Genomic DNA, 25691 nt, shown 5'->3' with positions numbered 1-25691 from the left:
AAAAAACTGACGAAGCAAAATTGCCTCGTCAGTTTATTTTTATACGTAAAATTCAGCGCTAAGCTTATTTCACCATAGCAGCAACGATATCAAAAGCAGCAGCAAGTGCTTCATCAACCTTAGCTACGTCCTTAGCACCGGCCTGTGCCATATCCGGACGACCGCCGCCGCCACCGCCGCACAGCTTAGCAACAGCCTTAACGATGTTGCCCGCATGAACGCCTTTAGCAACAGCATCTTTAGTAGCCATGGTCAGAATGCTTACCTTTTCGCCCATAACAGCAGCCAACACAACAACGCCGCCCACCTTATCGCGCATCTGGTCACCCAAGTTACGCAGAGCGTCAACGCTGTCAGCATTAACCTTTTGTACCAGAACAGGAACGCCGTTAGCATCTTTAATCTGGTCAGCAACATTGCTTACCTGAGCCTTAGCGATTTCTGCAGCCAGCTCTTCAGCCTTCTTCTGAGCAGCCTTCAGCTCGCATTGCAGAGCCTCCAGACGAGTCGGAACGTCGCAGGAGCGGCATTTCAGCTCAGCAGCCAGACCGTTCACCATTTCCTCGGTAGCATTGACATGAGCCACAGCACCATGACCGGTAACAGCCTCAATACGGCGCACGCCTGCACCGCTGGAGCCTTCGCTCACGATTTTGAACATACCAATTTGTGCTGTATTGCTTACATGGCTGCCGCCGCAGAACTCCATAGAGAAGTCCGGAACGGTAACAACGCGAACGATGTTGCCATACTTTTCGCCGAAGAGAGCGGTTGCACCCTTCTTCTTAGCTTCCTCAATCGGCAGCTCTTCAATATTAACAGCCTTGCCAGCCAGCACCTGCTCGTTGACAATAGCCTCAACCTCCTTCAGCTCCTCAGCAGTAACCTGAGAGAAGTGAGAGAAGTCAAAACGCAGACGATCCGGACCTACATAGCTGCCGGCCTGGTTAACATGAGCACCCAGAACCTGTTTCAGAGCAGCATGCAGCAGATGGGTTGCGGTATGGTTACGAGCGATATCCATCTTGCGTGCCTTGTCCACAGCAAAGGTTACAGCGTCGCCTACAGCAACAGTGCCTTCGGTTACGGAACCGATCATAATAACAGCGCCGTCAGGCAGCTTTTTGGTAACATTTACAGCGATAACGCCGGTCGGAGCGGTAATAGTACCGATATCGCCCAGCTGGCCGCCACCCTCAGCATGGAAAGCGGTAACGTCGCAGATAACAGCAACATCAGTGCCGTCAGCAGCGTTTTCAATCGGCTGTGCGTCATGCGCAGGATACATCTTCACAATCTTAGCTTCGGTTGCAGCTTCGTCAACCTTCAGCTCAGCAACATTGATGCCGCTGGTGTTATAAACAATCGGACGACCTTCTTTATCGTTGCGTGCTTCACGCGCCATTTTACGCTGAACCTCCAGCGCAGCGTCGAAGCCTTCTTTATCCATAGTCATGCCAGCTTCTTCCAGGATTTCTTCAGTCAGCTCCCAGGGGAAGCCAAAGGTATCGTTCAGCTTGAAGGCAGTTGCACCGTCGAGAACGGTTTTGTTTTCAGCCTTCAGCTTTTCAATCTCCTCGTTCAGCAGCTCGCAGCCCTGTTTCAGAGTGCGCAGGAAGCTGGCTTCTTCCATTTCCACAACCTTTTTGATGAAGTCAGCCTTCTCTACCAGGTTGGGGTACGCATGGCCGAACATGCCGATAACAACGTCAACAGCACCGGTCAGGAACATCTCGTTGATGCCCAGCAGACGAGCGTGACGGATAGCACGGCGCAGGATGCGGCGCAGTACATAGCCACGGCCTTCGTTGGACGGCAGGATGCCGTCGCCGATCATAAAGGTCATGCTACGTACATGGTCAGCGATAACCTTCAGGGATACGTCGGTAGCCTTGTCCTTGGCATATTCAACATTGGCAATCTTAGCTGCATATTCAATAATCGGGAAAATCAGGTCAGTTTCAAAGTTGGACGGCTTGCCTTGAACAACACTTGCCAAACGCTCCAGACCGGCACCGGTATCAATGTTCTTATTTTTCAGCGGCGGATAGGTGCCATCAGGCATCTGGTTGAACTGGGTGAATACCAGGTTCCAGATTTCCAGGAAGCGGTCGCAGTCACAACCGGGGCCGCAGGTCGGTTTGCCGCAGCCGCGTTCAGGACCGAGGTCGATGTGGATTTCGGAGTCAGGGCCGCACGGACCGCTGCCAATCTCCCACCAGTTATCAGCCAGGCGAACAATGCGCTCTTCAGGAACACCTACAACATTGTGCCAGATATCAAAAGCTTCATCATCCTCAGTGTGGATGGTGATGTACAGCTTGTCGACAGGCAGACCAAGCTCCTCGGTCAGGAACTCCCAGCTCCAGGGGATAACCTCTTTTTTGAAGTAATCGCCAAAGGAGAAGTTGCCCAGCATTTCAAAATAGGTATGGTGGCGCGCAGTGCGGCCAACGTTTTCAATATCACCGGTACGCACGCATTTTTGGCAGGTGGTGATACGAGTAGCAGGCGGTTTCATTTTGCCAGTGAAAAACGGCTTAAAGGGTGCCATGCCAGCACCGATAATCAGCAGAGTCGGGTCATCCTGAGGAATCAGGGAAGCACTCGGAAGCATAAGATGGCCTCTATCTTGGAAAAATTTCAAAAACTTTTCGCGGATTTCGTTACCAGTCATGTATTTCATAGTAGTTCATTCGCTCCTTCGAAAAATAATACTGCATTGCTGCGGAAAATGCCGCAGCAAACAAAGATTGCATATAAAAAAATTATATAATTTTTGCCTGTGAATGTCAATAAGCGCAAGCAATTGAGAGCGCCTGCTTGGCAGAAAAAACGGAGCAGCAAGCGCAATTTTTTGTTTCAGAAAAGCTAATGCTGCAACCGCTATCTGCAGCTACAGCATTATACATAAGCTTATTTGGTTATTTTATTGATTGCTTCCTCCAATAAATTTTTCAATACTGCAGGTGTGCTCCTTGGTTTTCTTATCATAATTGATACCCACCAATAAAATTTCATCAGTAAAATTTTGCAAGCTTACAGGATACTTCTTTTCCTTCATCTGCCTCATGGCAGTATCTGCATTTTTATTCCACTTCAGCTCCACCAGCAAAGCAGGATAGCTATGAGCATAATATTGCTTAGGAATAAACACAAAATCAGCAAAACCGCGACCTAACGGCATTTCGCGTACAGGTTTGAAATAATACTGCATAGCGCTCAGATATGCGATGGTCAAAACACTGCTAAGCGAATTTTCATCGTTATACTTAATCGCAGATGTATATTCCATATGCACCTTTTCAATCATAGACGCCACAGCAGCTGCATCCATGTCAAGCGTAGCATTTAACACCTCGCGTGACAGCCTCTGAAAATCAGCAAATTCATCCCAGGCTGTTTCCTCTAAAGCATTAACAAATTCGCTGCGAACCTCTTCATTAGGTATATAAGCCTTGTGCTCCTGCTGCTCATATGCCAAATAGCCCAAATGAATCAGCGACGTCATAACATCATGCTTATTCTTAAAGGTCACCATATCATTTTGATATGAATTAGTGCGCACCAAAACTGCATCACCGGAAAGCATGGTAACAATATCCGTTTTCAACCCATCAAAATTCATATTAATCAGCGGAATGATGGATTCATATGTACCCGTCTGTGACCAATAGCTCTGAAAGGTTCCCCGCAGCATTACGCCTACCACCGCTCTGGGGTTATAAACATGATAGCCGCCGAGCTGATAACCATCATACCAACGCTTTACCTCCGCAAAATCCTTGTGATATTTCTCACACAAGCCTCGCACCTCGCTCTCCGTAAAGCCAATATACGGAGCAAGAACGCCGGAATCAAGCATAGTATATTCATCAAAGTTGTTCAGCGCAGATTGCGTTTTGAATTTTTTTATCGGCAGAATGCCTGTCATAAAAGCTAAGGCTATATAGCGTGTCGGCTCAATACCCTTGAACAGACTGCGCAGAAAATCAATATACTCTTCCTGCGCAATTTTATTCGTGCTCTCGTCGCGAATCAGCACATCCCATTCATCAACAATAATTACAAAACGATTACCGGTTGCATCGCTGATATAAGCTAAAGCAGTGGAAACCTTAGTCACCTTTTCCGGTATATATTCACCATAGGCCTCACGCAGCTCCTCCATAAGCACCTGCGAAATAAAGGCAACCGTTTTTTCGGCACTGCCTGCTTCCTTGCAGCACCATTGCACATCAAAATGGATAACATCATATTTATTGAGCTGCTTTTGATACGCAGGACTTTTTTCGATAGCCAGTCCGGCAAAAAGCTCCTGCGAATTGCAGCCCTTGCTATAATAGGCAGCCAGCATATTAGCTGTAATTGATTTACCAAAACGGCGTGGGCGACTGTTACAGATAAAGGCCTGCTGCGTCCCCAAAACCTTGTTGGTAAATTCTATGAGCCCGGTTTTATCAACGTAAATTTCCGAATCTATCGCCGTTTGAAAGGCTCTGTTATCAGGATTAAGAAATAAGCCCATTTCCATTACCTCCTCCGTTTTGACTAATCTCCTATATAGCATTATAGCACAAAGCTATATTATCGTACACCGCAACTATAAGCATCGAGCTATGTATTTTTCAGAAACGAAGCCGCCATTAATCCTGTTCATCCAGCTCATAAAGGCGCTTATAAATGCCGCCAAGGGCCATCAGCTCCTTATGCGTGCCGATTTCCGCAATTTCACCGTTATGCAGCACCACAATTCTGTCAGCGTTGATAATCGTCGACAGACGATGTGCGATAATCAGCGTCGTGCGGCTTTCAGCCAGCTTATCCAAAGACTTCTGGATTTGCTTTTCCGTTTTGGTATCAAGCGCACTCGTCGCTTCGTCAAATACCATCACCGGTGGATTCTTCAGGAAGGCACGGGCAATAGCAATACGCTGCTTCTGTCCACCGCTCAGCTTCACGCCGCGCTCGCCGACCTTAGTTTCGTAGGCTTCAGGCAGAGCGCTGATAAAATCGTCCGCCGCCGCCAGCTTGGCAGCCTGCTCAATCTCCTGCTCGCTCGCCTTAATCTTGCCATACGCAATATTAAAATTAACGGAATCACTGAAAAGAAATACATCCTGCTGCACCAGACCAACGTGGTTACGCAAATAGCTTTGCTTATATTTTCTGATGTCTACGCCGTCAAGCAGTACTCTGCCCTGCGTAGGCTCGTAAAAGCGCAGCAGCAGGCTTGCCAGCGTTGTCTTGCCTGCACCCGTAGCACCTACAAAGGCCACCTTTTCACCGGGAGCGATGTCCAGGTCAAAATGCTTCAGCACCGGCTTATCCTGCAGATAGCCGAAGGTTACATTCTCAAAGGTAATACGGCCCTTAATCTCACCTGCAGCAATCGCATCAGGCGCATCGTCAATCTCCACCTTATGCTGCATCATCTCATTAAAGCGGTGATAGCCGGCCATACCGCGCTGGTACATTTCCGTAAACATCAGCAGACGGAAAACAGGCTTCATAAAGATATTAACATAAAGGAAGAAGGCAACAAAATCACTAAGCGCCAACTGGTTATTGGCAACCATCATACCACCGCAAACCAAAACTACCAGATTGGTTGCGTTGGTAAAAAAGGTAATAGTTCCCGAAAAATATGAAAGTATCGCAAATGATTCGGTACGCACACGCAAAAGCTCATTACTCTTGCGCATAAAGCGCTCCAGCTCCAGCTGTTCATTAGCAAAGGCCTTTACCAGGCGGATACCGCTCAGAGCCTCCTCTGCCTGCGCGGAAACCTCACCGGATTTTTCACGGCTGCGGCGGAAGGCACGCTTCATCTTTCTGTTGACGAAAACAGAATGCACCGCCTTAATAATCAGCATGGCACCGATAATAGAGCCAAGATACGGATTCAGATACAGCATCATGAAAATAGTACCCAGCATACTGATGGTGCAGACAAGAAGGTCATTAGGTCCTTTAAATGTCAGCTCGCTGATTTCCACGATATCGCTTGTAATGCGCGACAGCAGCTGTCCTGTACGGGCATTATCAAAAAAGCGGAAGGACATTTTTTCCATATGTCCGAACAAATCGCGACGCATATCGTTCTCAATGCCGGAACTCATCACATGACCATAATAGTTGATAGAAAAAAGCAGACCAAAGTTTACAACATATAAAGCTAAAAGTATCCCAGCCCAGTAAAGCAGCTCGTCAATATTCTTTTGAGGAATCTGAACATTAAGCATCTGCCTTACGATATAAGGGAACAGCAGCTCCATTAAGGCCGAGAAGCATGAGCCCATCAGCACCAAAAGCAAAATCAGCTTATAGGGCTTATAATAATGAATTATTTTTTGCAACATTTACCTTGCTCCTCCTGCGTTATTTTTCCAGATATGTAAACGGTAAGCACCGATAATCTTACCATCGGGAGTCAGTGCCGGCGCTTCCACGCCTGCCAGCCACTGTCCGTCAGGTGAAATACCAATCGCCTGACAAGGTCCTTCGGTTGGGAAATAGCTGTACTTTTTGCCTGTTTCCAGGTCCAGCACCAGTGCTCCATGCGCCTTGTAATTGTGCGTGCGCACGTTGCGCCCCACCGCGCAGGCCGCCAGCCTGCCGGCGAAGGCTATTTCCTCCATCGTACCGTCTGCCATATACTGATAACGGAAGGTACCGTCTGTATTGAAAACAAAAATACTGTTGTTGCTCGGATGCTCTACCGGTGTCGGCAGCTGCCAATTTTCACGGTTAAAGGTATTAATCGTGGTAAAGAGCACGCCGTAGGGTGTTACGAAACCGTCGCGGCCGCTGGCATTTACATATGCACCATCCACCTGCTGCGGCTTAGATACAGACCTTGTCCAAATGATTTTGCCGGTTTCGTCAAACAAAATTCCACGTCCGTCACTGGCAGCTGCTGCCAGATATTTGCCGTCCGCACTGAAGTTGGGACTGCCGCGCATAACGGTGTTATCAAAAGGCGGAATCGGCGGCACATGCGTTGAATTGAGCAGTTCGCCGGTTCTTTTATCGAGGAAATACATCGTATCCTTATACTTCATATCCTCACGGTAATCATAGGCGGAGGTAGAAAACACAGCTCTGCCGTTGTTATCGTTGACATCACACCAGTTTATCCAGCTGTCGATAACCTCATTCTTAGGGAACTGCCACAGCAGCTTGCCCTCCTCGTTTACCGCCAGCATTTTGGCATTGTAGCCTCTGCTGCCGTCCTTGCGCATCAAAAAGCGGTAAGCATTGGCGTAGACATTGTTTTCCTTATCGACTGCAATATGCACCACCGACGGATAGGAACGCTGCGAAGCATCGGAGCCGACAAAGTCAGCACTCTTATACTGCCAACGGATATCACCCGTATGAACATCAACAGCATAGAGCTTACCTTCAGCGCTCTGCTCGCCTACTATCGCCAGCTTGCCGTCAGGCGTAAGGCACAGTGCTATCAGCTTGCCTATGCCAAGGGAGCGTTTCCACTTCTGACGTCCTTCGTTGTCAAAGAGGAAGAGCTCACCGCGCTCCGTTCCGACAATCCAGCCTTCTTCGTCGGCAGCATAGCGCACCACCGCCTTCGTAAAGCCCATGCGGTCATAATTCTGTGTCGGGATATCACCCAGATAAACGCTCACACCGGAGCCATCATTGTCAACATGAAACTGGTTCCATGGCGTTCTGCTGCCGGTAATCCAGTACAGTGCGCACCAGGAAAGCAGCAGCAGCACAAGCGCCAGCCAGCCTTTAATCTTATTCATAGATACAGCACCGTCCAATCATAGATTTGGCGAAATACGCCAAAGTAGAATCCCTGCTCCGACAACAGGTAAATAATTTTACTGCTTACAACAACAACTACTACCAAAAACAGCAGCAGGCAGCTTGCCTTTTCGCGTGCATCCCACTGTTGGCGTCGCTTTGCAGCTCCGCCTGCGAAAAAGCCACGGCTTACAACCGAAAGTGCCAGCGTCTGCGCGCGCCTCAGGCAGCGCGCCAACAAAGGCTTGGCGATATACGGCAAATGACGCAGCACAGCAGTGCGTCCGCTCTGGCTGTCGCTGCGCAGCTGCAGCGCTGTGATGACCTCGCCTGTTTCGGCTGCCAGCACCGGCAAAAAGCGAATCGCCGTCACCAGCATGAACGCCAGCTGCGGCGGCAGGCGCCAGGCCAGCAAGGCCTGCAGCAGCTGCCGCGGGTCACTCGTCCAGCAGACCAAAAGCCCCAAGGCCAGCATGCTGGCGCTGCGCAAGCCCTGCACCGCACCGTACAAAATGCCTTCGCGGTAGATGAAAAGTCCGCCCGTCAGCTGGCCGATAAAGCCTGCCTCCGGAGCAATCAGCACAAACAGCGGTGTACGCGGCGTCTGCGCAAAGAACAGCGCCTGGCTGAACATGGAGCCCCACAGGCCCAAGAGCAGCAGAATCGCCATCACCTTCCATTTGTAGATGGAAGTTTTCGCTGCCAGATGCAGTAATAAGGTAAACGTAAATAAAATAAAGAGTGTCCGCGGATTATCCACGGTAATCATCAAAATCGCAAAGAGGAAGAGGAACAGCAGCTTAGTACGCCCGTTAAGCTTCTGCGCCCAACCTGCGGCATCAGTGCCTTCCCACAGCTGTCTTACGGACATAGCGCTTCACCCCCTCTACCGTGATGCAGGGAGGAAGCCCCGCCTGCTCGCACACCGGCAGCAGCGCTGACGGTGTCAGACCGCCGGCCTCCACCAGCTCCTTATTGCTCAAAACCTCATCTGTCGGGCCGTCGGCAATAATCTGCCCCGCACACAAAACAATTACGCTGTCAGCAACCTGTGCCGCCAGCTCCATATCATGCGTACAGATGAAGATACTGCCCCCCTGCTCCTTATAAGCCAACAGCAGACGGCGGATTTCCGCCAGACTCTGCTCGTCCTGTCCTGTCGTAGGCTCGTCCAAAAGCAGCAGCGCCGGCTTCTTCGCCAGCATAGCGCCCAAAACGACGCGCAAACGTTGTCCCTTGCTCAGCGCCAGCGGAAAATCATCAGCGTATTCCGCCAGATTCATATGCTCCAACAGCTGCTGCAGCTCCTGCTGCGTAATCGTGTGGTTCTTCCAGCACAATTCCTCGCGTACTGTGTCTGCCAAAAGCATCAGGTCAGGCTCCTGCCGCAGGTAGCCGATTTTGCCCAGCTGCTTGTCTACAGGCTTTCCCTCCAGCAGCATGCTTCCCTGCTGCGTTTGCGTCAGGCCGCCCAAAAGGTTCATCAGCGTGCTTTTGCCGGCACCGTTGAAGCCCATAATCGCGGTAATCTGCCCCTGGTACAGCGTAAACTGCAGATTCTTCAGCGTCGGCTCCTTGCTGCCGGGATAGGTGTAATACAAATCGCGTGCTTCGAGAAGAGGCTGCTGCCCTGCAGGCTGTGCCTGCGCAGCAGCTTCTACAGGCTCGCATTCGCTGCGCAGCATCTGCACAATTCTTCCTTGGTCTGTTGTCAGCTCCGACAGCTGCAGTGCGCGGCACAGCTTCACCGTCTGCGGCTCACGCAAGCCCAAATCACTGCGTCCTGTCATCGCCTGCCAGGCGTCAGCAACAAGACCGTCATACACAATGCGTCCTTCCTGCATTACAGCCAGACGCGAAAAATATTTGCATAGCTCGTTCACACGATGCTCAATCATCAAAATAGCAATGCCTGCCTCGCGGTTGAGGCGCACCAAAAGCTGCATAAAGCGCTGCACGCCCTGCGGATTCATCTGACTCACAGGCTCGTCCAAAATCAAAAGTCCCGGCCTGGTAACAAGAATCGAAGCCAGTGCCAAGCGCTGCCTCTGGCCGCCGCTCAGCTTGTGAATGCTGTAATTTTCAAAGCCGCCCAAGCCTACCAGCTCCAGAGTTTCGCTCACCTTGCGTGCGATAACCTCAGGCTCCTCGCCCTGATTTTCCAATGCAAAGCCCACTTCATCCGCCACCGTCATCGCAAATAGCTGGTCATCAGGCGACTGGTACACAGTGCCTACCATCTGACCTGTTTTTTCCGGCGGCCATTTGCTGATATCCTCGCCCTGCAGATAAATTGCTCCCTGCAGCTCGCCACGCTCCTCGCTGCCCAACAGGCCGCTGATTGCTTTAATCAGCGTCGACTTGCCGCAGCCGCTGCGTCCTGCCAAAAGCAGCATTTCACCGTCTGCCAGCGTCAGGTTGATATTCTTTAAGGTAAACTGCTTCCTTGAGGGATAGCGATAAGATAAATTGTCTATTTTTAGCATCTCTATTCCCCCATAACCTGCTGCAGCTTACTGCCCGTCTTAGCACCCAGCCAGGCACCGATGCTGCTGTATAAAAGACCGTTGACCAGCATATACAGCGCCAGATACCAATCTGCGTAATACAAACGGTAGAAGAACATCATCTGCTCCATATTGACGAAGGTGACAAGTGCATCGCCCACGCCCATCAGCAGGCAGATAAACAGCATATAGCCCTTGCCCAGCTCCTGCCTGCGGTAGAAGCCGGAAAGATACAACAGCGTTTCCAAAATCGCTACGTTTACACACATGCTCAAAAGTCCTAACGGTGTAAAATGTCCGAACATCAGACCGGCAAGCATATATTTGACAAAATACATCAGTGTCAGCACGCCCGGCGCACGGAAGAGCACCAGCAGCGCCACTACCAGCAAATACAGCAGCATACCGCTCAGAATGCCTGTCACCAAGCCGGAGAAAGGCCCTAAGAATACATGCAGCAAATCGCCGATCAGCGTCGTCGGCAGCGTAATGCCGCCAAAAGCAAGCGCCGCAAACAGTGCCACAGTAATAGCCCCACGCGCACCGATGCGGTAAATGCAGCCCTTCAGCTTGTAGCTAAAGGCCAGCACAGCCAGCAGGCAGATAAAGGAAAAGCCTACTGCCAGCAACCCCAGATTATGCTTTTTGGCGATTGTCAGCGGTACCTCCTGCACCTTCTCCTGCCCGTTGCCGCTTACGGTCACACGCAGGCTGTAATCACCCTCCAACACTGTAAAATAATCTACGTATAACGGAATGATAAAGGCCTGAGTTTTCTTGCCGTCCAGTGAAATCAGCGCCGTAGTTTCGTTGACGCTGCCGGTATCACCGGCCCAGCCATGCTCGGAATCCTCATTGTTTTTGCCGGCGGTACAAAGACCGGGCATAACCTTACCTGTCTTTTTATCAATCAGCTCCGCCTTAAATTTCAGCAGGCGCACATCGCGCTGCGGATTGCGCATATCCAGCACCAGAAAAGTCGCAGGGTGGTTAAACACTGCCGACCAGTTCGTCGCACCATCGCCCGTCATGCGGTTACGGAAGCCTTCGAGCGTAGTATCGCGGATAAAAACCACGCCTTCTGCCGCGCGGTCATCCTTATTGCCCAAATTATCTACCGGCAGAGTAACACTCTGGATATACCAGTTGAACTTGCTGCGGTCCAGCTTCTTCCCCTGCGTCGGTTCCGCAGCTACCGCTGCTGCCGCCGCCGGCTCATAACCAAAGCTCAGCTCCTTGCGCTCATGCCAGCCTTCACCGCTGACCTCCACCGTCAGCTGCTTTGCGCCACGTGCAAGGTCTGCCTGCGGCTGAATATACAGCAAATCAAAGCTCTGTCCGAAATCTGCCGGCAGCACCCAATCTGCCTCCGCCGTCTGGCGGCCGTCAGCGCTTCCCAAACGCCATTTGCCATTGGCAAGTGCCTTAAAGCCTTCCGGTAAAATGACACGCAAATGCGCCGGCTGCTCATGCGGTACATCAAAGCCGGTAATATTGATAAATAAAGGCATTGTGCTGCCGCCGTGTACTACATGTGCGGCACTCTTATCCAAATTGTAGGGATACACTGCCTCCAGCTTTACGCCTGCAAAGGCCTGCTGCGTGAGACACAGCAGCGCCAGCAGGATATATAAGATTCTCATACTTCACCTATTCGCAGCAAATCTTTTTCAGTAAAGCTGCATCCTTTTCTTTACTTGCCTCATCTACACGCGTTGTAATCTCCAGATTATTATTCACCGGATTGCGGCTTACGGCAATATCAGCAGAATATGCTCTGCTCAGCAAAGCTTCCGTAAATACGCGCTTCGGAGTATCGTCTGCCAGCAGCTTGCCCTCGCCCAATAGCAGGATACGGCTGCAGTATTTGGCTGCCAAATTCAGCTCATGCACAACCATCAGCACCGTCTTGCCCATCAGCGCCAGCTCACGCGCAAAACGGAAAATCTCCTCCTGGTAAACCATATCCAGACCGGTAGTAGGCTCATCGAGGAACAGCACCGGAGTCTGCTGCGCCAAAACCTTCGCCAGCAGAATACGCTGCTTCTGACCGCCGGAAACCTCTGTCACCGGCTTTTCTGCCAACTCGCGTGTACCGGTATATTCCATGCAGTCCAGCGCCAGACGCTTGTCGTCCTCGCTTTCGCGCTCCCACCATTTCAGGTAAGGATAACGGCCCGCCATAACAATATCCTGTCCTGTATAACCAAAGCCTACCTCTACCTGCTGCTGCAGATACGCAACCTCACGCGCCAGCTCTCTGTCGGTATATTCCTCCATCGGCTTATCAAAGAACAAAACCTCACCGCTCTGCTTCGGCAGCATACCGCGGATTGTTTTCAAGAGAGTACTCTTGCCGGCACCATTACAGCCGATAATACCCACAAGCTCACCCTTGCCGATAGTAAAGCTGGCGTCGCTGATAACGCAGCGGCTGCCATAGCCTATAGATAAATGATTAACACTCAAAACTGCTTCTGACATACATACACCTCATGCTCATACTTCATCATAAAATTCAAATAAATTTAGGTATACTATACTTTACTCAATCTTATATATTATACCACACCCATGCAGGCTCTACAATAAATCATGTCCCGCATCTCATGCAATTAGGAACTCTTTAGCAAATAACACAAGAATAAAAAAGCATGAACCACGGCAATAGTTCATGCGTGAACGTACCCCTGCCTATAGAAGCGGGAGCTTCCTGCTTCAGCGAGAACAGCACCACTAACTCCGAAGAGTTATGGCGACTTACACTCTCTCCACAGTCGTAGATTCCCGTGCGACCCACGGTACTTTATGAGTTACGCTAGGCAGATATTCGCCTAGCTTCTTCTCTAATATTTATTGCAGCGTTCTTGTCACGGTTATGATGACTGCCACACTTAGGGCAATCCCATTCCCGCACAGATAAGTCTTTGGTGTCATTGTTCTGGTAGCCACAGACATGGCATAGCTGACTGCTTGGATACCATTTGTCTATCTTGATAAGTTGCTTACCCTGCCATGCAAGTTTGTATTCCAGCATACTTGTGAACATGCTCCAGCCATTGTCGGATATGGATTTACCAAAGCTGAACTTGCCACCCTTCTTTCGCTTCGCCATGGCCTTTACGCTAATGTCCTCTATGCCAATCGCATCATAGCGGTCTGCAAGATAACGAGCTTTCTTATGCAGGAAGTCACGGCGTTGATTAGCAATTTTCTCATGGAGTACAGCCACACGCAGTCTTTGTTTATTCCTGTTACGGCTCCCTTTTTGTCTCTTGGAGAGTTTTCTTTGTGCCTTGACCAATTTCTTTTCGGCTTCCCGTAAGAAATTTGGATAATCGGCATTGTCCTCATCGGAAGCAACATACAGCCCGTGCATAGCAAAATCCAATCCAAGAAAATTCTTCGGTATAATGGGAAGTATTTGGTTTTCATACTCCACCAAAATGCTGATATAGTATTTTCCTGACGGTGTTTTGCTTATGGTTACAGTCTTTATGGTGCTATTCTCCATCAATGGACGATGCAGACACAGCTTCACCAAGCCTATTTTAGGCAGCTTGACTTTGTTTCCCTCGATTCTTACTGAGCCATGTTGGTTGTTCGTAGAATATGAAGCATGACCTGTTTTCTTCGACTTGAAGTGTGGCTTGCCAAAATGCTTCCTATTGCTCCAAAAGTTGTTATACGCCTTGTTCAGGTTTATTTGGGCATTGGCGAGAGCAAGGCTGTCAACCTCTTTCAGCCAAGGAAATTCTTTCTTGTACTGTGCAGGTGTATTGTTAAGCCTCTTGCCTGTTTCCTTATAGTAATCAAGACGATCTCCAAGCATCTTGTTATAGATGAATCTGGCACAGCCGAAAGTCTTGGCAAACATAATCTTCTGTTCAATTGTCGGGTAGAGCCTGTATCGGTATGCCTTATTCACTATAATCACCTGCCTTGATTTTCTATGTATTTACGAATTGTCTCAATAGGAGCACCGCCTGTCGTCAGCAAGCAATAGCTTCTTGACCAAAACATTTCTTTCCACAAATTACGCCTAACTTCTGGAAAATCTTTTTTGATTAGCCTAGAACTGGCACTTTTGTAAGCGTTGATGAATTTAGACATCTCTGTATTAGGATGGGCACGAAACATGATATGTACATGGTCTTGATCATGATTCCATTCTTCCAATGTGACGTTATATGAAGAGCCTATGCGAACAAATATGTCTTTTGCATATTGGCTCATCTGGTCGGAAAACACCTTACGACGGTACTTTACTACCAGAACAAGATGGTAACACAGCAAGAACACTGAATGGTTATTATTGTCTAATTTCATAGTATAATCAGCCCTTTCACTTCTATGACTGATTATATCATAAAGCTATCTACGGAGCAATTGTCTGGCTCAATTACTTACGTAAATTCGCCAGACCCGCCTTCCTCCACCACCTTAGAGGTGGAGGACTTCTGGCGGATTAGGTTAAATAAACTAGCGAAAATCAACCTTCAGATGCTGTCTTTCCGGCATCCGTTGATATTTGTATTTAGGATAACCAACCATCAGCGTACCCACAATCTTGTGCTTCGGCGGCACCGCAATCAAATCCAACAGCGGCTGATAGCCTGCAATACCGCAGGATTGGATAAAGCCGGCGATGGTTGTTCCCAAACCGATGGTCGGGGCAAACAGCTCAGCGTAGGCCCAGCTCTGCTCTGCATTGCTCACACCGGTAATGTTCAGACGGCGTGCCAGCGCAAAAATCAGGCAGGGCGCATTACGCGCGATGATATCCTGTCCACGCTCACGGTAAGCGCGCAGCACCACCTGAAAATAGCGTTTGTTTTCAGTGCCTGCCGCAACCTCGTCCTCCATCCAGTCGGCAACAGCATCGGCAATTGCACGAATCTGCTCCTTATCGCGGATAACGATATAGTACATACCCTGTGAATTGCCGGCAGTCGGCGCATAGCGTGCCACATCCAGCATGCGGGTAATTTCCTCATCCGTCGGTGTCTGCGGCTTAAAGTTGCGCACACTGCGGCGCATGCGCAAAAATTCATAAGCAACCTCAGGCGTCGGCAACGGCATCGTCACCGGACGCTGCTCCGCCAGCGGCGTATATTTATTATCCAACGCTCCTACAGGGCAGATAGCAACGCACTGGCCGCAGCTCATACAGCCACGGTCAAAATTGCATTCCGGTCCGTTTTCACCCATCGAAAGAATGCAGGAAGGACAGCATTCTACGCAAATGCCACAACGCAGGCATTTCTCCTGATTAACTGTTAACAAGTCCATAACGTCACCTCACAGTGCATTATCGGTATAGTGAATGTATTCCAGTCCACTAAAATCTGCCTTATAATGACCGTTGCGCATAGGCGTACCCATGAGCTTTTTATCGTCAGGCAAACCATCTACATTTACCAGACCGATAGAAGCGGTAGCACAAAGAGCACCAAGCTGTGTTGCTACACGCATAGCATAAGCCTTGTCTGCTTCACCGACAACGCCCTTATGCGGGTACATTGCCGTTGCTACGATGATAACCGTCAGGATTTTGCCGCTCAGGGCAAAAATATGCGGTACAGTATTCATATCAGTCTGCATATAATCAATTTTAAAATTATGACTTTCCAGCCAGGGAACGAGAGCCTGCAAGCCAAGCTCGTGAATTTCCTGCTCTGTTAAAAGCTGCTGCTCCAAAATTCTCTTCTCCTGTAAACTATCGGTAAACCAGTAAAGCCTACCAATACTTTTTTCTTTAGAAAGCGCCACTCATATACTCCTAGGAGTCCTGACGACGCAGATGACGTCTTATAGGCGCTCTCCCCTAGTTTATTCTTCGCCGAGGACCAAAACCTCCGGCTCAAGATGTACACCATGCGCCGCAAACACCTTATCCTGCACATCGCAGATAAGCTGCAGCACATCTGCTGCCGTAGCTCCGCCGATGTTCACCACAAAGCCGGCATGCTTTTCAGAAACCTGCGCACCGCCGACAGTGTAACCCTTAAGACCGGTCTGGTCGATAAGCGTACCGGCAAAATATCCGGGAGGACGCTTGAACATACTGCCTGCGCTCGGCAGCTCCAGCGGCTGCTTAGTGATGCGGCGGTTACTGAAATCAGCCATCTTATCGGCAATAGCCTGCTTATCGCCTGCAATCAGACGCACAGTTACTGCGGTAACAATTTTACCGCTGCCCTGCAGCGCAGTGTGGCGATAGCCAAAATCAAGAGCTGCAGCAGGCAGCTCGCTGATTGTGCCGTCAAGCTCCATCACGCGCACGCTGGTAACAACCTTGGCCATCTCGCCATCATAAGCACCGGCGTTCATATAAACAGCACCGCCAATGCTTCCGGGAATGCCCACAGCAAACTCCATGCCGCTCAGGCCCAGCTCTGCAGCCTTGCGGGAAGCAGCAGCCAAAGAAACACCACTGCCAAAAGTCAGCGTGCAGCCATCAGCAACAACATCATTCAGCATATTGCCCAGCTTGATAACCAGACCGCGGATGCCCTTATCGCGCACCAGCAGGTTAGAACCATTGCCAATCAGCGTAACCGGCACCTTTGCCTCACCGGCACGCTGCAGCAGCTGCTGCAGCTCCTGCTCGCTCTGCGGCATAGCCATCAGGTCAGCAGGACCGCCAATACGGAAGGACGTATGCTTCGCCATCGGCTCCTGCACCAACAAAGGCTTAGCAGTACAGCCTGCGAAAATCTCCTGCAACGTCATTATTTATCTCCCATTGCCTCTTTAACAACGTCCTGAATAGTATTAGTAACGTCCATCAGCATCATCTGGAAACGAATCAACGCATTCAGATACTGCATAGCATCACTGTTCAGATTCAAAATACCCTGCAGCTTCTCCAGCTTATCCATAGCAGCAGCATCCGGAGTCTTACCCTGATGCTTAGCAAACTCAACCTCCTGAGCAGCCATCAGATACTCATTAACCATTTTCTTGGTATCCGGATCCTTCTCCAGAACAACAGCAGCTTCCTTCAGCTTTTTGTACTCGTGGCTCTCGCGCATAGCCTTAGCCAGATCATTTGCATTATCATAAACGTTCATAACTAAACACCTCACTAATAATATATTTTTACACTAACGTAAGAAACAAACATAGAAAAATACTACACATCAACACAGGGACACTTATACAACCACTACAGCACGCCAACGCAAGCAAGTGACATATCGCTTGCGACGCTATTACGATTCACTCACATACCTACATTCAAATGGGCAAACTTAGAGCAGTCGCCAAACTCAAAATGCCACCACTCCATCTCAATCCCCTTGAACCCCTGCAGCTCCATCTCCTCGCGCAGCAAACTGCGCAGATAGCGCTCGCGCGACGTACCGCCAGCATAGCTGGCGTACTGGCGCAGCGACGGCTCATCAAAGCCGCAGCCCAAATCCAGCTCCTCGCCGCTCTCCAGGCTATACAAGCCCACATCCACAGCATTACCAGTATTATGCGTGCTCCCCTTAACCTCCGGATCCTCCAGCATATCCTTCTTACCCTCAGGCAAAGCCAGATTAGCCAGCTTACTCACAGACCAGGGACGGTACGCATCCCACAGCACCAGGCCGTAACCGTAAGGTGCCAAGCGCTGCTGCACCTTGCCTAAAGCAACTGCAGCCTCTTTAGAAACAAAGAGCTTCGGCGTAGTATAAAGCGGTGCACCAAACAGGTTATCACTACCGGCGTAAACAGAATTAACCTTCACACCGGCAACAGAAGCAGCATCAACCAGCTGCGCCTGCTCCCCTGCTGCCAAGACCGCAGGAACAGCTGCCTTCGCAGCCTCCTCGCGTAGCTTAGCCCATTCCTCAGCACTGCGCTCCTCCAGGCGGAAAGGCTTCGCCCTTTCCCCCTGCGTCGTACCAAAAAAGTAACGGCTGTACGTATTACCACCAACGCGACACGAAATACCATAGCCATCACTGTCACGTTCAAAACGCACACTGGCCTCAGTATTACTCATCGGACCGGACTCCTGCAGCGTATAGGAATCAAAATGCACCTTGCTCAGCGGATAAAGATTAGCCGCAGCAAAAGACCTGTCCTCCTGCGCAGTACGGTATAACAGCTCCAGACGGCCATTATTCTCACGGATAAGAATATTTTCGCCATTGCCATAATAAAAACCAAGAATATACTTAATATCCTTCGGCGCATCATTAGGCACAGCAGCCAAAGCAAGCTCCGCTCCCGTCTGGACATAGAAAAGCAGACCGGCCGCCAGGCCGGCCAGCAAATTTCGATAATTCACTATTGAATCAGCTCCTTGCGTACATCAGCTAAAGCATTAAGCCTGCTACGTACTCTCGCAACATCTGCCAGATCGATTTCGCAGGAAACAACCTCCTCCTGCATCCCTGCCTCAGCAAGAATCCTGCCGCTGGGCGCAACCACCATCGAATGACCGTAAAACGGCGCACCCTTAAAGCTGCCCGCACAATTTACCGCCACCACAAAGGTGTGGTTTTCGGCAGCACGTGCCTGTGCCAGCAAGCGCCAGATATCTCCCCGCGCTTCAGGCCACTCAGCCGGGCAGAAAATGAGCTGTGCTCCCTGCAAAGCCAGGTGACGGAAAAGCTCGGGGAAACGTAAATCGTAACAGATAGTCGAGCCGCAGCACAGACCATCTAATGTAAAGGCTTGAAAATTATTGCCGGGAGCAAAGAAATCCTCTTCATGGAAAAGGCCGAAAAGATGTACCTTATCATAAAGATTGACAATTTCACCATTTTTATTGATAGCCGCAGAGGTGTTATAAACCTTGCCATCAGCATGACGCATCGGTACCGAGCCTGCGAGGATTGCACACTGCTCGCTGCGCGCCAGCTCCGCGAGCTGCGCCAGCACAGGCGAAGCCTGCGGTTCAGCATCCTGCTCCAGGTGTCCCAGGCTATAGCCTGTTGTCCACACCTCGGGAAGCACCAGTAAATCATGCTCCTTGGCAGCCTCCGCTGCCAGCTGCAGACCATGGGCCACGTTGGCCGCCTTATTCTTTTCCAGAACCTCCAGCTGCAGCAAAGCTATTTTCATAATACGCGCTCCTTAGGCATCATATTATTGCTGTTCAGACGACCAAGGAAGAATTTCTCCAGCTTGCGGGTGCAGCGGGTAATAAAATGCTCCTTACCGCCTAAGGATTCAACAAAGACTACAGGATGACCGGCAACCTTAGCGCCTAAAACGTCGGTCAACAGCTGATCACCGATAAAAAGAATCTTACCGCCGCCCATAGCTTTAGTAATCTGCTTGTAAGCCATCGGCAAAGGCTTAGCGGCACGCATAATGGTGCCAAGACCAGTCTGACGGGTGATACCCTTAATGCGGTCACCACCATTATTGGAAATCAATGCCACATTGATACCCATCTGATGCAGCTGACGAATCCAGGTCATAGCACGAGGGCCTACCAGGTTCTTGTCGCGCGGCAGCAGGGTATTGTCAATATCAACAACAATTTTGGTGTAGCCATTGCGCTTCAGCCATTTTGCGGAAATGTCAAATAAACTTTTTACTCTGTAATCGGGGCAAACATACTTTAAAATCATACTACCTTATCCTTTGGAAATTTTATTTCAAACGTGGTACCAGAACCACATTTGCTGATTACCTCGGCACTGGCGCCGTGGACGCGAATAATTTCTTTGGCAATAGCAAGCCCCAGACCGGTTCCCGGAACACTGCGGCAATGCGATTTTTCAACCTTGTAGAAGCGCTCCCAGATAAAGGGAATATCCTCTTCGGGAATACCCTTGCCCTGGTCAGCAACTGTTACAAGCACGCTGCCATCGTCAAGCTTATTCGCACCTATTGATACAGTACCATTTTCTGGCGAATATTTCAAGGCATTATCGCACAAAATCATAATTAACTGTACCATTTGGTCTCCATCGCCCAAAATTTTGATATTATCGTCGGCATGAACACTAATCGTAACATTATTCTTCACGCAGCGCACCGATAATTTTTCGGCGACATTACGGATGATACCGGCCAGCGGCAGCTCATCCATATTGCTGACAGTCAGCGGATCACTGGACTCCAGCCTGCTGATATCCAGCAGCTCGCGTACCATACGCTCCAGGCGGACTGTCTCTTCATTTATCAGGCCACGATAACGCTGAATCAGATCAGTATCCGTTACCATACCATCACAAATTGCCTCATTGTAGCCACGGATAATCGTAATCGGTGTCCGCAGCTCATGCGATACATTAGCCACAAAATCGCGGCGGATTTTTTCCGTCCGCTCCATCTTGGCAATGTAATCACCCAAATCCTTGCCTAAAGAATTGAGCGCATTCCCCAGCTCAGCAATTTCATCATCACCATGCACCTCCAGCCTGCGGGAATAATCTCCCGAAGCCATCGCCTGTGCATTGTCCTTCATATCCAGCACCGGCCGGATAATGAGGCCTGACAGACGCTTAACTAAAAACAAACTGAAAATAATGGCAATGATACCTACAATCATAATATAAATGTAAACATTTCGCAAGAATTTTTCGAAACCGCTCAAGGGCTCAATCATCAAAATAGCGCCTGTGTGCCCATTACCAAAGGTATAAGGAACACCAACCAGGATCACCTGCTCCTTGTAATACGGATGATAAATCTGCGATTTGAAGGACTTCCCGGCATAAACATCATTTAGTATCACCTTAATGCGATACGATAAATTACTGCTCTTCATATCCTGATCCAGTTTTCTGACGCTCTCCTGCAATACCTGCCTGGAGGGTGCGCCATACCTGAGAAATTCCTTCATAGAGGCATTTTCTCCGGTCTCCTTAACGGACTCAAAACTAGAGGCCGCCAAAAGCTCGTAATTATCATCAAACAGCCAGATGCGTGCGCCAACCAGCTTATCTACAGCTAAAATATATCGGTAAAGCATATCACGGTCCTGCAGACGGATGAAGGCTTCAATTGTTTCCCCCATCTCATTTCCCTTTTCCGCCAGCTCCTGCTCCTTAATCTGGAAAAAGTAGTCGGCAATCAGGTACGATATGCCTGCTGTAATCCCCACAACGACGATAATTATGATAGTCATAAAACTATACATCAGGCGTGTGCTTAGGGATTTTTTCATAATTTAGTTGTCCTTTAATTCAAATTTATAGCCAACACCCCAGATAGTCGTGATATCCCATTTGGAATCAGGCGGAATATTCAGCTTCTGTCTGATGCGCTTGATGTGCGTATCAACAGTACGTGTATCGCCATAATAGGAATAGCCCCAGATTGTTTCCAGCAGCTGGTTGCGGCTGAAGGCCTTGCCAGGGTTAGATGCCAGGCACCACAAAAGCTCCATTTCCTTAGTCGTAAAGGTCATTTTGTTGCCGAAGGCTGTTACCTGATATTGGTCCATATCGATAATCAGACCAGGATAAGTGATGCGGGAAACCTCACCCTTCTTCTCCTGGGTGCCTGCACGACGCAGCACAGCCTTCACGCGGGCCACAACCTCACGCGAATTAAACGGCTTGGTGATATAATCATCAGCGCCGATTTCCAGACCGGCGATGCGGTCATCATCATCGTCCTTAGCCGTAACCATGATAATCGGCAGATCCGACATCTTGCGTACCTGCTTGCAAACCTCAATGCCATCGAGAACGGGCATCATGATATCCAGCAGCAAAATATCCGGCTTTTCGGACTGCACCTTCAATATTGCGGCAGCACCATCTTCAGCTTCAATAACCTCAAAGCCTTCCTTCTCAAAATATATGCGCAAAATCTCACGAATCTGCGCCTCATCATCAGCAATCAATATTTTCTGTTTTGCCATAATCATCACTCCTGCCTTTGAACTGACTCATGTCATTTATTTATTACAGCAAATGACAGAGCCCTACAAGATGTTACTATAATTATAGCACAAATACTTGCTTTCTTAGTATGCTTTCACAAAAGATTTACATATATATACTGTTTTTATCATCAATACAAAGCAAAATGCATTATTTGTCACAGAAAATGCTTATACCTTATGCTTGAAGCGGCTATAAAACAGGCTTAAAATCCTCCAGCAGCTTTTTGCGCTTGCGCCACTCCGGCAAATAGGTGGCAACAATAGCGTGGAAGCGCGGTGAATGATTTGCTTCCTGCAAATGCGCCAGCTCATGCACCACAATATATTCCAGACACTCTTTGGGCCAGCAGGCCAGCAGCGTATTCAAATTGATACTGCCGGTGCGCACGTTGCAGGAGCCCCAGCGCGTTTTCATGCGATGCACATTGAGGCCTGTAGGACGCACGCCCATTTTCTTTGCCCAGACTGCCATCAGCTGCGCACCACTGTAGAGCACTTCCTGCTTATAGAAGAATTCCACAAAAGCACACCGGGCTTCCGCACTCAGCTCACTGCGGTAATAAAAACAGACAGCGTCCGCCTGCACCTCATAGGTGCCGTGCTTTTTACTGCTAAGCACAAAGCACGCCGGCAGCCGCCTGCCCCACAGCCATATATGCTGGCCGTCAAAGGGCAGCTCGCCCATGCTGTACTTCTTCTCCTGCTTTTGCTGCGCCTGCAGCACCAGCTGCAGCTTTTGGCGCAGCCACTGCTCCTTGCTCTCCAGAAATTGCTGCACCTCGCTTATGCTCATTCCCAGGGGAGCAGTAAGAAAGATGGCGCCATCCTCCTTGATACGCAGCGTAATATTTTTGACCAGCTTAAACTGCAGATTTATCGTCAGACCGTGCAGCTTCAACGCTGTTTGGCGTATTATTTTGCTGCTCACAGCTTGTCTACCAGGATATTGCGTCCCAGCATACGGTTGAACTCCCAGGCACTCTTGCCTTCATGCACGTCAAACTGGTTCATTACAGCGTTGATTTCATCAGCGTAATGCACCACAAAGGCCTCACGCGTCGCACAGGCTACCGGCGAACCCTTTTCGTTATCACCATGGTGTGCCAGCAGAATGTGCTGCAGCTGCTCTAGGCGGGAAGCAGGCAGACGCAGCTTGGCAGCGGCCTCCTGCACCATCATGCAGCTCATGGTAATGTGTCCCAAAAGACGTCCTTCACTGGTATAAGGGAAGCCGATTTCCGCAGAAATCTCACGGATTTTGCCAATGTCATGCAAAAGAGCGCCAGCAATAACAAGGTCCTTGTCTACGCCCTCAATCTGCTCCGCCAGGGCCACTGCCAGGCCGGTAACATCAATAGAATGCTGCAGCAGGCCGCCCAGATAAGCATGATGCATGCGCATGCCTGCAGGGTTGGTCACAAAGCGCTCATAGGTGGCACCGCTGAAGATAGTTTCCAGCAGCATGCGCAGTCCCGGAGTGCGCACTGCCTTGATATAATTTGTCAGCTTAGTTTTATAAGCCTCTACATCAAAATCACCCTGAGGCAGCAGATTGCTGATATCGTCCTGTGGCAGCAGGTTTTCCAGACGCTGCACAATCACCTGCAGCGACATATCGTTATTGAATTTGTTGATGTCGACGTTGCCGCCCATCATGAAGGCGGTGGGGCCCTCCAGCTCACGCAGCTTGTCTACCAGCACTGCATCAAAACAGATAAAGGCAATGCGTCCGCTGTTATCCTCCATCATGCCGCGGGCAAATACGCCGCCGTTAGAGGAATTGCCTACCTTCTGTACTCTTACTAAAACTGCCTGGCATACCTTAGTGCCGGCCTTAAAATCCTTAATCATTCTTCTATCACCTGTTTTCTATATATGCTTCAGCAGCAGTGTTTCGCGTGCTACCTGAATTGCCACGTCCCAATGCTTCTCCGTAAAACGCAGCGATAATCTGTCAGCCAGGTCGTCCAGCACCGGCAGCTCCGTCGGTTGATGGCCTGCATCGATAATATTCAGCCCGCTAAAGACAGCCTGCTGTGCCTCATGATACTTCACATCACCCGTCACCAGCGTGTCTGCACCCTGCGCCAATGCCAGACCGATCAGATCAGCACCGGCACCGCCACAAACAGCCACACGGCGAACCTTGCGGCCCGCATCACCTATGGTAAGATAATCGGCCTGCAAAGCCTTTTTGACAAAGAGTGCAAAGTCCTGCAGCTTGGTCGGCTGCGCCAGCTCGCCAATGCGTCCCAGTCCGCTTACTGTATCAAGTACGTCAGGTTCCAGCAAACGCAGTCTTTTGGCAAGCACGCTGTTGACACCGTTCGCCACGCAGTCCAGATTCGTATGCGCGCTGTAAACAGCAACGCCGTTTTCCGCCAGCTGCAGCAAAAGCTCCTGCTGCCAGTCGGCATCCGTCACATTGCCCAGCTTATGGAAAATTGCCGGATGATGCGTAATCAGCATATCAGCCTTTTTCGCCAAGGCCTGCGTCACCGTCTCCTGTGTCATATCCAGTGCCAAAAGCAGCTTGCGCACAGGCTTATGGCGTCTGCCCAGCATCAGGCCGACGTTATCCCAGGATTCCGCCAGCTCCGGCGGCGCCATCTCCTCCAGCAGGTTGATGATATCATTTACTGTCACTACGCTTGCCATTTTGCAACACCTCCAGTTCTGTCTTCAACGCCTGTACTTCCTTATACTTTTCGCTCGCGCGTGCGCGCTCGCTGCGTCCCATATTCTCCAGCAGCTGGCTGCAGGTAGCAAGCTGGCGTGCCAGCTGCTTAGCCAGCAGCGGATGCTTCTGCGCCAGCAGCAACGGGCCTACAGCGCACTCTGCCGCGCTGTAAACAGGCGCAGAGCCGCGCTTAACGGCAATAATCTCATAAAAATGCGGAGCGTCATCCACCAACTCCTCGGCAGCCAGCTGCCAGCCGTGGCTGCACAGCCACGCGCGCAGGGATGCAGCACCGGCCATAGGCTGCAGCACCAAAAGCTTGGCGCTCTGCGCTACCTCCATATCATCCTCCAGAATGCTGATAATAGTAGAAGCGCCCATGCCGGCAATAGCAATGCAGTCTGCTTCACCGGGGCTCAGCACCTTCAGGCCGCTGCCCTGACGAACATCAACATGCTCATGCTGGCCAAACTGTGCCACGGTAGTGCGCGCAGCCTGGCAGGGGCCTGCGGCAATATCACCGGCAATTGCCCGGGAAATTCTTTGCTTTTCCAGCAGCCAAACCGGCAGATACGCGTGGTCTGTACCGATATCAGCCAGCACACAGCCCTGCGGCACCAGGTTGGCAATAGTTTCTAATCGTCTATCAATATGCATTGAATCCCTCCTGAATCTGCTCTAAAAATATTATCATTTTAAATCGTGACAAGTGCAGCCTACAGCATATGTCTATGCATAAAACCAGTGCCTGTAATAACACATGACGCTGCCCTGTCCGCAAATACTCTAATATTATATTATAACACAAATCAACGAATATAGAAAACCAGTCTGCCAAATGACGCGGCCCGCTAACGCCGCAACAACCGTAGCATAAACAAAA

General features: G+C 49.9%; 23 protein-coding genes. All 23 read right to left on the bottom strand.

The window, feature by feature from the left end; all coding sequences use genetic code 11:
• Positions 1-64: 64 nt before the first annotated feature.
• The 23 genes from alaS to Q0612_RS02115 all read right to left on the bottom strand — a co-directional run bounded on the left by alaS (position 65) and on the right by Q0612_RS02115 (position 25465).
• A complete protein-coding gene (alaS, locus tag Q0612_RS02225) occupies positions 65-2686 on the bottom strand; it encodes an alanine--tRNA ligase (protein WP_298880209.1) in 2622 nt (873 codons plus the stop codon).
• Between the two features lie 243 nt (positions 2687-2929).
• The gene (locus Q0612_RS02220; protein ID WP_298880206.1) at positions 2930-4528 is read right to left on the bottom strand and encodes an AAA family ATPase; all 1599 of its coding nucleotides are present in this window, start codon (positions 4526-4528) and stop codon (positions 2930-2932) included.
• Between the two features lie 118 nt (positions 4529-4646).
• Positions 4647-6362, bottom strand: a complete 1716-nt coding sequence (locus Q0612_RS02215; RefSeq protein WP_298880204.1) for an ABC transporter ATP-binding protein — start codon at positions 6360-6362, stop codon at positions 4647-4649.
• Positions 6363-7772, bottom strand: a complete 1410-nt coding sequence (locus tag Q0612_RS02210; protein ID WP_298880201.1) for a PQQ-binding-like beta-propeller repeat protein — start codon at positions 7770-7772, stop codon at positions 6363-6365.
• Positions 7769-8644, bottom strand: a complete 876-nt coding sequence (locus Q0612_RS02205; protein WP_298880197.1) for an energy-coupling factor transporter transmembrane protein EcfT — start codon at positions 8642-8644, stop codon at positions 7769-7771. The genes Q0612_RS02210 and Q0612_RS02205 overlap by 4 nt, the downstream gene beginning before the upstream one ends.
• Positions 8613-10259, bottom strand: coding sequence for an ABC transporter ATP-binding protein (locus Q0612_RS02200; protein ID WP_298880196.1), 1647 nt, complete (start codon positions 10257-10259; stop codon positions 8613-8615). Before Q0612_RS02200 ends, Q0612_RS02205 begins: the two co-directional genes overlap by 32 nt.
• 2 nt (positions 10260-10261) lie before the next feature.
• Positions 10262-11923, bottom strand: a complete 1662-nt coding sequence (locus Q0612_RS02195; RefSeq protein WP_298880195.1) for a hypothetical protein — start codon at positions 11921-11923, stop codon at positions 10262-10264.
• A 7-nt stretch (positions 11924-11930) separates the two neighbouring features.
• Complete coding sequence (locus tag Q0612_RS02190; protein WP_298880192.1) at positions 11931-12764, bottom strand: ABC transporter ATP-binding protein; 834 nt, start codon at positions 12762-12764, stop codon at positions 11931-11933.
• Positions 12765-13098: 334 nt separating this feature from the next.
• Positions 13099-14214, bottom strand: a complete 1116-nt coding sequence (gene tnpB / locus Q0612_RS02185) for an IS200/IS605 family element RNA-guided endonuclease TnpB (protein WP_367181680.1) — start codon at positions 14212-14214, stop codon at positions 13099-13101.
• Positions 14214-14609 carry an IS200/IS605 family transposase gene (gene tnpA / locus Q0612_RS02180; RefSeq protein ID WP_298880186.1) on the bottom strand — a complete coding sequence of 132 codons (396 nt, stop codon included), beginning with the start codon at positions 14607-14609 and terminating at the stop codon, positions 14214-14216. Before tnpA ends, tnpB begins: the two co-directional genes overlap by 1 nt.
• Positions 14610-14762: 153 nt before the next feature.
• Positions 14763-15572, bottom strand: coding sequence for a nitroreductase family protein (locus Q0612_RS02175; protein ID WP_298880184.1), 810 nt, complete (start codon positions 15570-15572; stop codon positions 14763-14765).
• 9 nt (positions 15573-15581) lie between these two features.
• A complete protein-coding gene (locus Q0612_RS02170) occupies positions 15582-16052 on the bottom strand; it encodes a hypothetical protein (protein WP_298880181.1) in 471 nt (156 codons plus the stop codon).
• A 60-nt stretch (positions 16053-16112) separates the two neighbouring features.
• Positions 16113-17015 (bottom strand): UDP-N-acetylmuramate dehydrogenase, encoded by a 903-nt coding sequence (gene murB, locus Q0612_RS02165; protein ID WP_298880177.1) that lies wholly within the window; start codon positions 17013-17015, stop codon positions 16113-16115.
• Positions 17015-17356 carry a YlbF family regulator gene (locus Q0612_RS02160; RefSeq protein WP_293828821.1) on the bottom strand — a complete coding sequence of 114 codons (342 nt, stop codon included), beginning with the start codon at positions 17354-17356 and terminating at the stop codon, positions 17015-17017. The genes murB and Q0612_RS02160 overlap by 1 nt, the downstream gene beginning before the upstream one ends.
• 152 nt (positions 17357-17508) lie before the next feature.
• The gene (locus Q0612_RS02155) at positions 17509-18564 is read right to left on the bottom strand and encodes a M15 family metallopeptidase (RefSeq protein ID WP_298880173.1); all 1056 of its coding nucleotides are present in this window, start codon (positions 18562-18564) and stop codon (positions 17509-17511) included.
• A complete protein-coding gene (locus Q0612_RS02150; RefSeq protein WP_298880170.1) occupies positions 18564-19343 on the bottom strand; it encodes a carbon-nitrogen family hydrolase in 780 nt (259 codons plus the stop codon). The genes Q0612_RS02155 and Q0612_RS02150 overlap by 1 nt, the downstream gene beginning before the upstream one ends.
• Positions 19340-19858, bottom strand: a complete 519-nt coding sequence (locus Q0612_RS02145; protein ID WP_021719567.1) for a YqeG family HAD IIIA-type phosphatase — start codon at positions 19856-19858, stop codon at positions 19340-19342. The genes Q0612_RS02150 and Q0612_RS02145 overlap by 4 nt, the downstream gene beginning before the upstream one ends.
• Complete coding sequence (locus Q0612_RS02140; protein WP_298880165.1) at positions 19855-21402, bottom strand: cell wall metabolism sensor histidine kinase WalK; 1548 nt, start codon at positions 21400-21402, stop codon at positions 19855-19857. Before Q0612_RS02140 ends, Q0612_RS02145 begins: the two co-directional genes overlap by 4 nt.
• Positions 21403-21405: 3 nt before the next feature.
• Positions 21406-22110, bottom strand: coding sequence for a response regulator transcription factor (locus tag Q0612_RS02135; protein ID WP_366517731.1), 705 nt, complete (start codon positions 22108-22110; stop codon positions 21406-21408).
• 208 nt (positions 22111-22318) lie between these two features.
• Entirely contained in the window at positions 22319-23056 is a 738-nt protein-coding gene (locus tag Q0612_RS02130; RefSeq protein ID WP_298880161.1) for a M48 family metallopeptidase, read from the bottom strand.
• Entirely contained in the window at positions 23053-23979 is a 927-nt protein-coding gene (locus tag Q0612_RS02125; RefSeq protein WP_298880159.1) for a 3'-5' exoribonuclease YhaM family protein, read from the bottom strand. The genes Q0612_RS02130 and Q0612_RS02125 overlap by 4 nt, the downstream gene beginning before the upstream one ends.
• A gap of 18 nt (positions 23980-23997) precedes the next feature.
• Positions 23998-24786, bottom strand: a complete 789-nt coding sequence (locus Q0612_RS02120; RefSeq protein WP_298880156.1) for a Nif3-like dinuclear metal center hexameric protein — start codon at positions 24784-24786, stop codon at positions 23998-24000.
• Positions 24761-25465 carry a class I SAM-dependent methyltransferase gene (locus tag Q0612_RS02115; protein ID WP_298880153.1) on the bottom strand — a complete coding sequence of 235 codons (705 nt, stop codon included), beginning with the start codon at positions 25463-25465 and terminating at the stop codon, positions 24761-24763. The genes Q0612_RS02120 and Q0612_RS02115 overlap by 26 nt, the downstream gene beginning before the upstream one ends.
• Between the last annotated feature and the right edge of the window lie 226 nt (positions 25466-25691).

Origin of the sequence: uncultured Phascolarctobacterium sp., assembly GCF_937920985.1 — a bacterium.
Classification (GTDB): Bacteria; Bacillota; Negativicutes; order Acidaminococcales; family Acidaminococcaceae; genus Phascolarctobacterium_A.
This window is presented reverse-complemented; position numbering and strand designations above follow the sequence as displayed.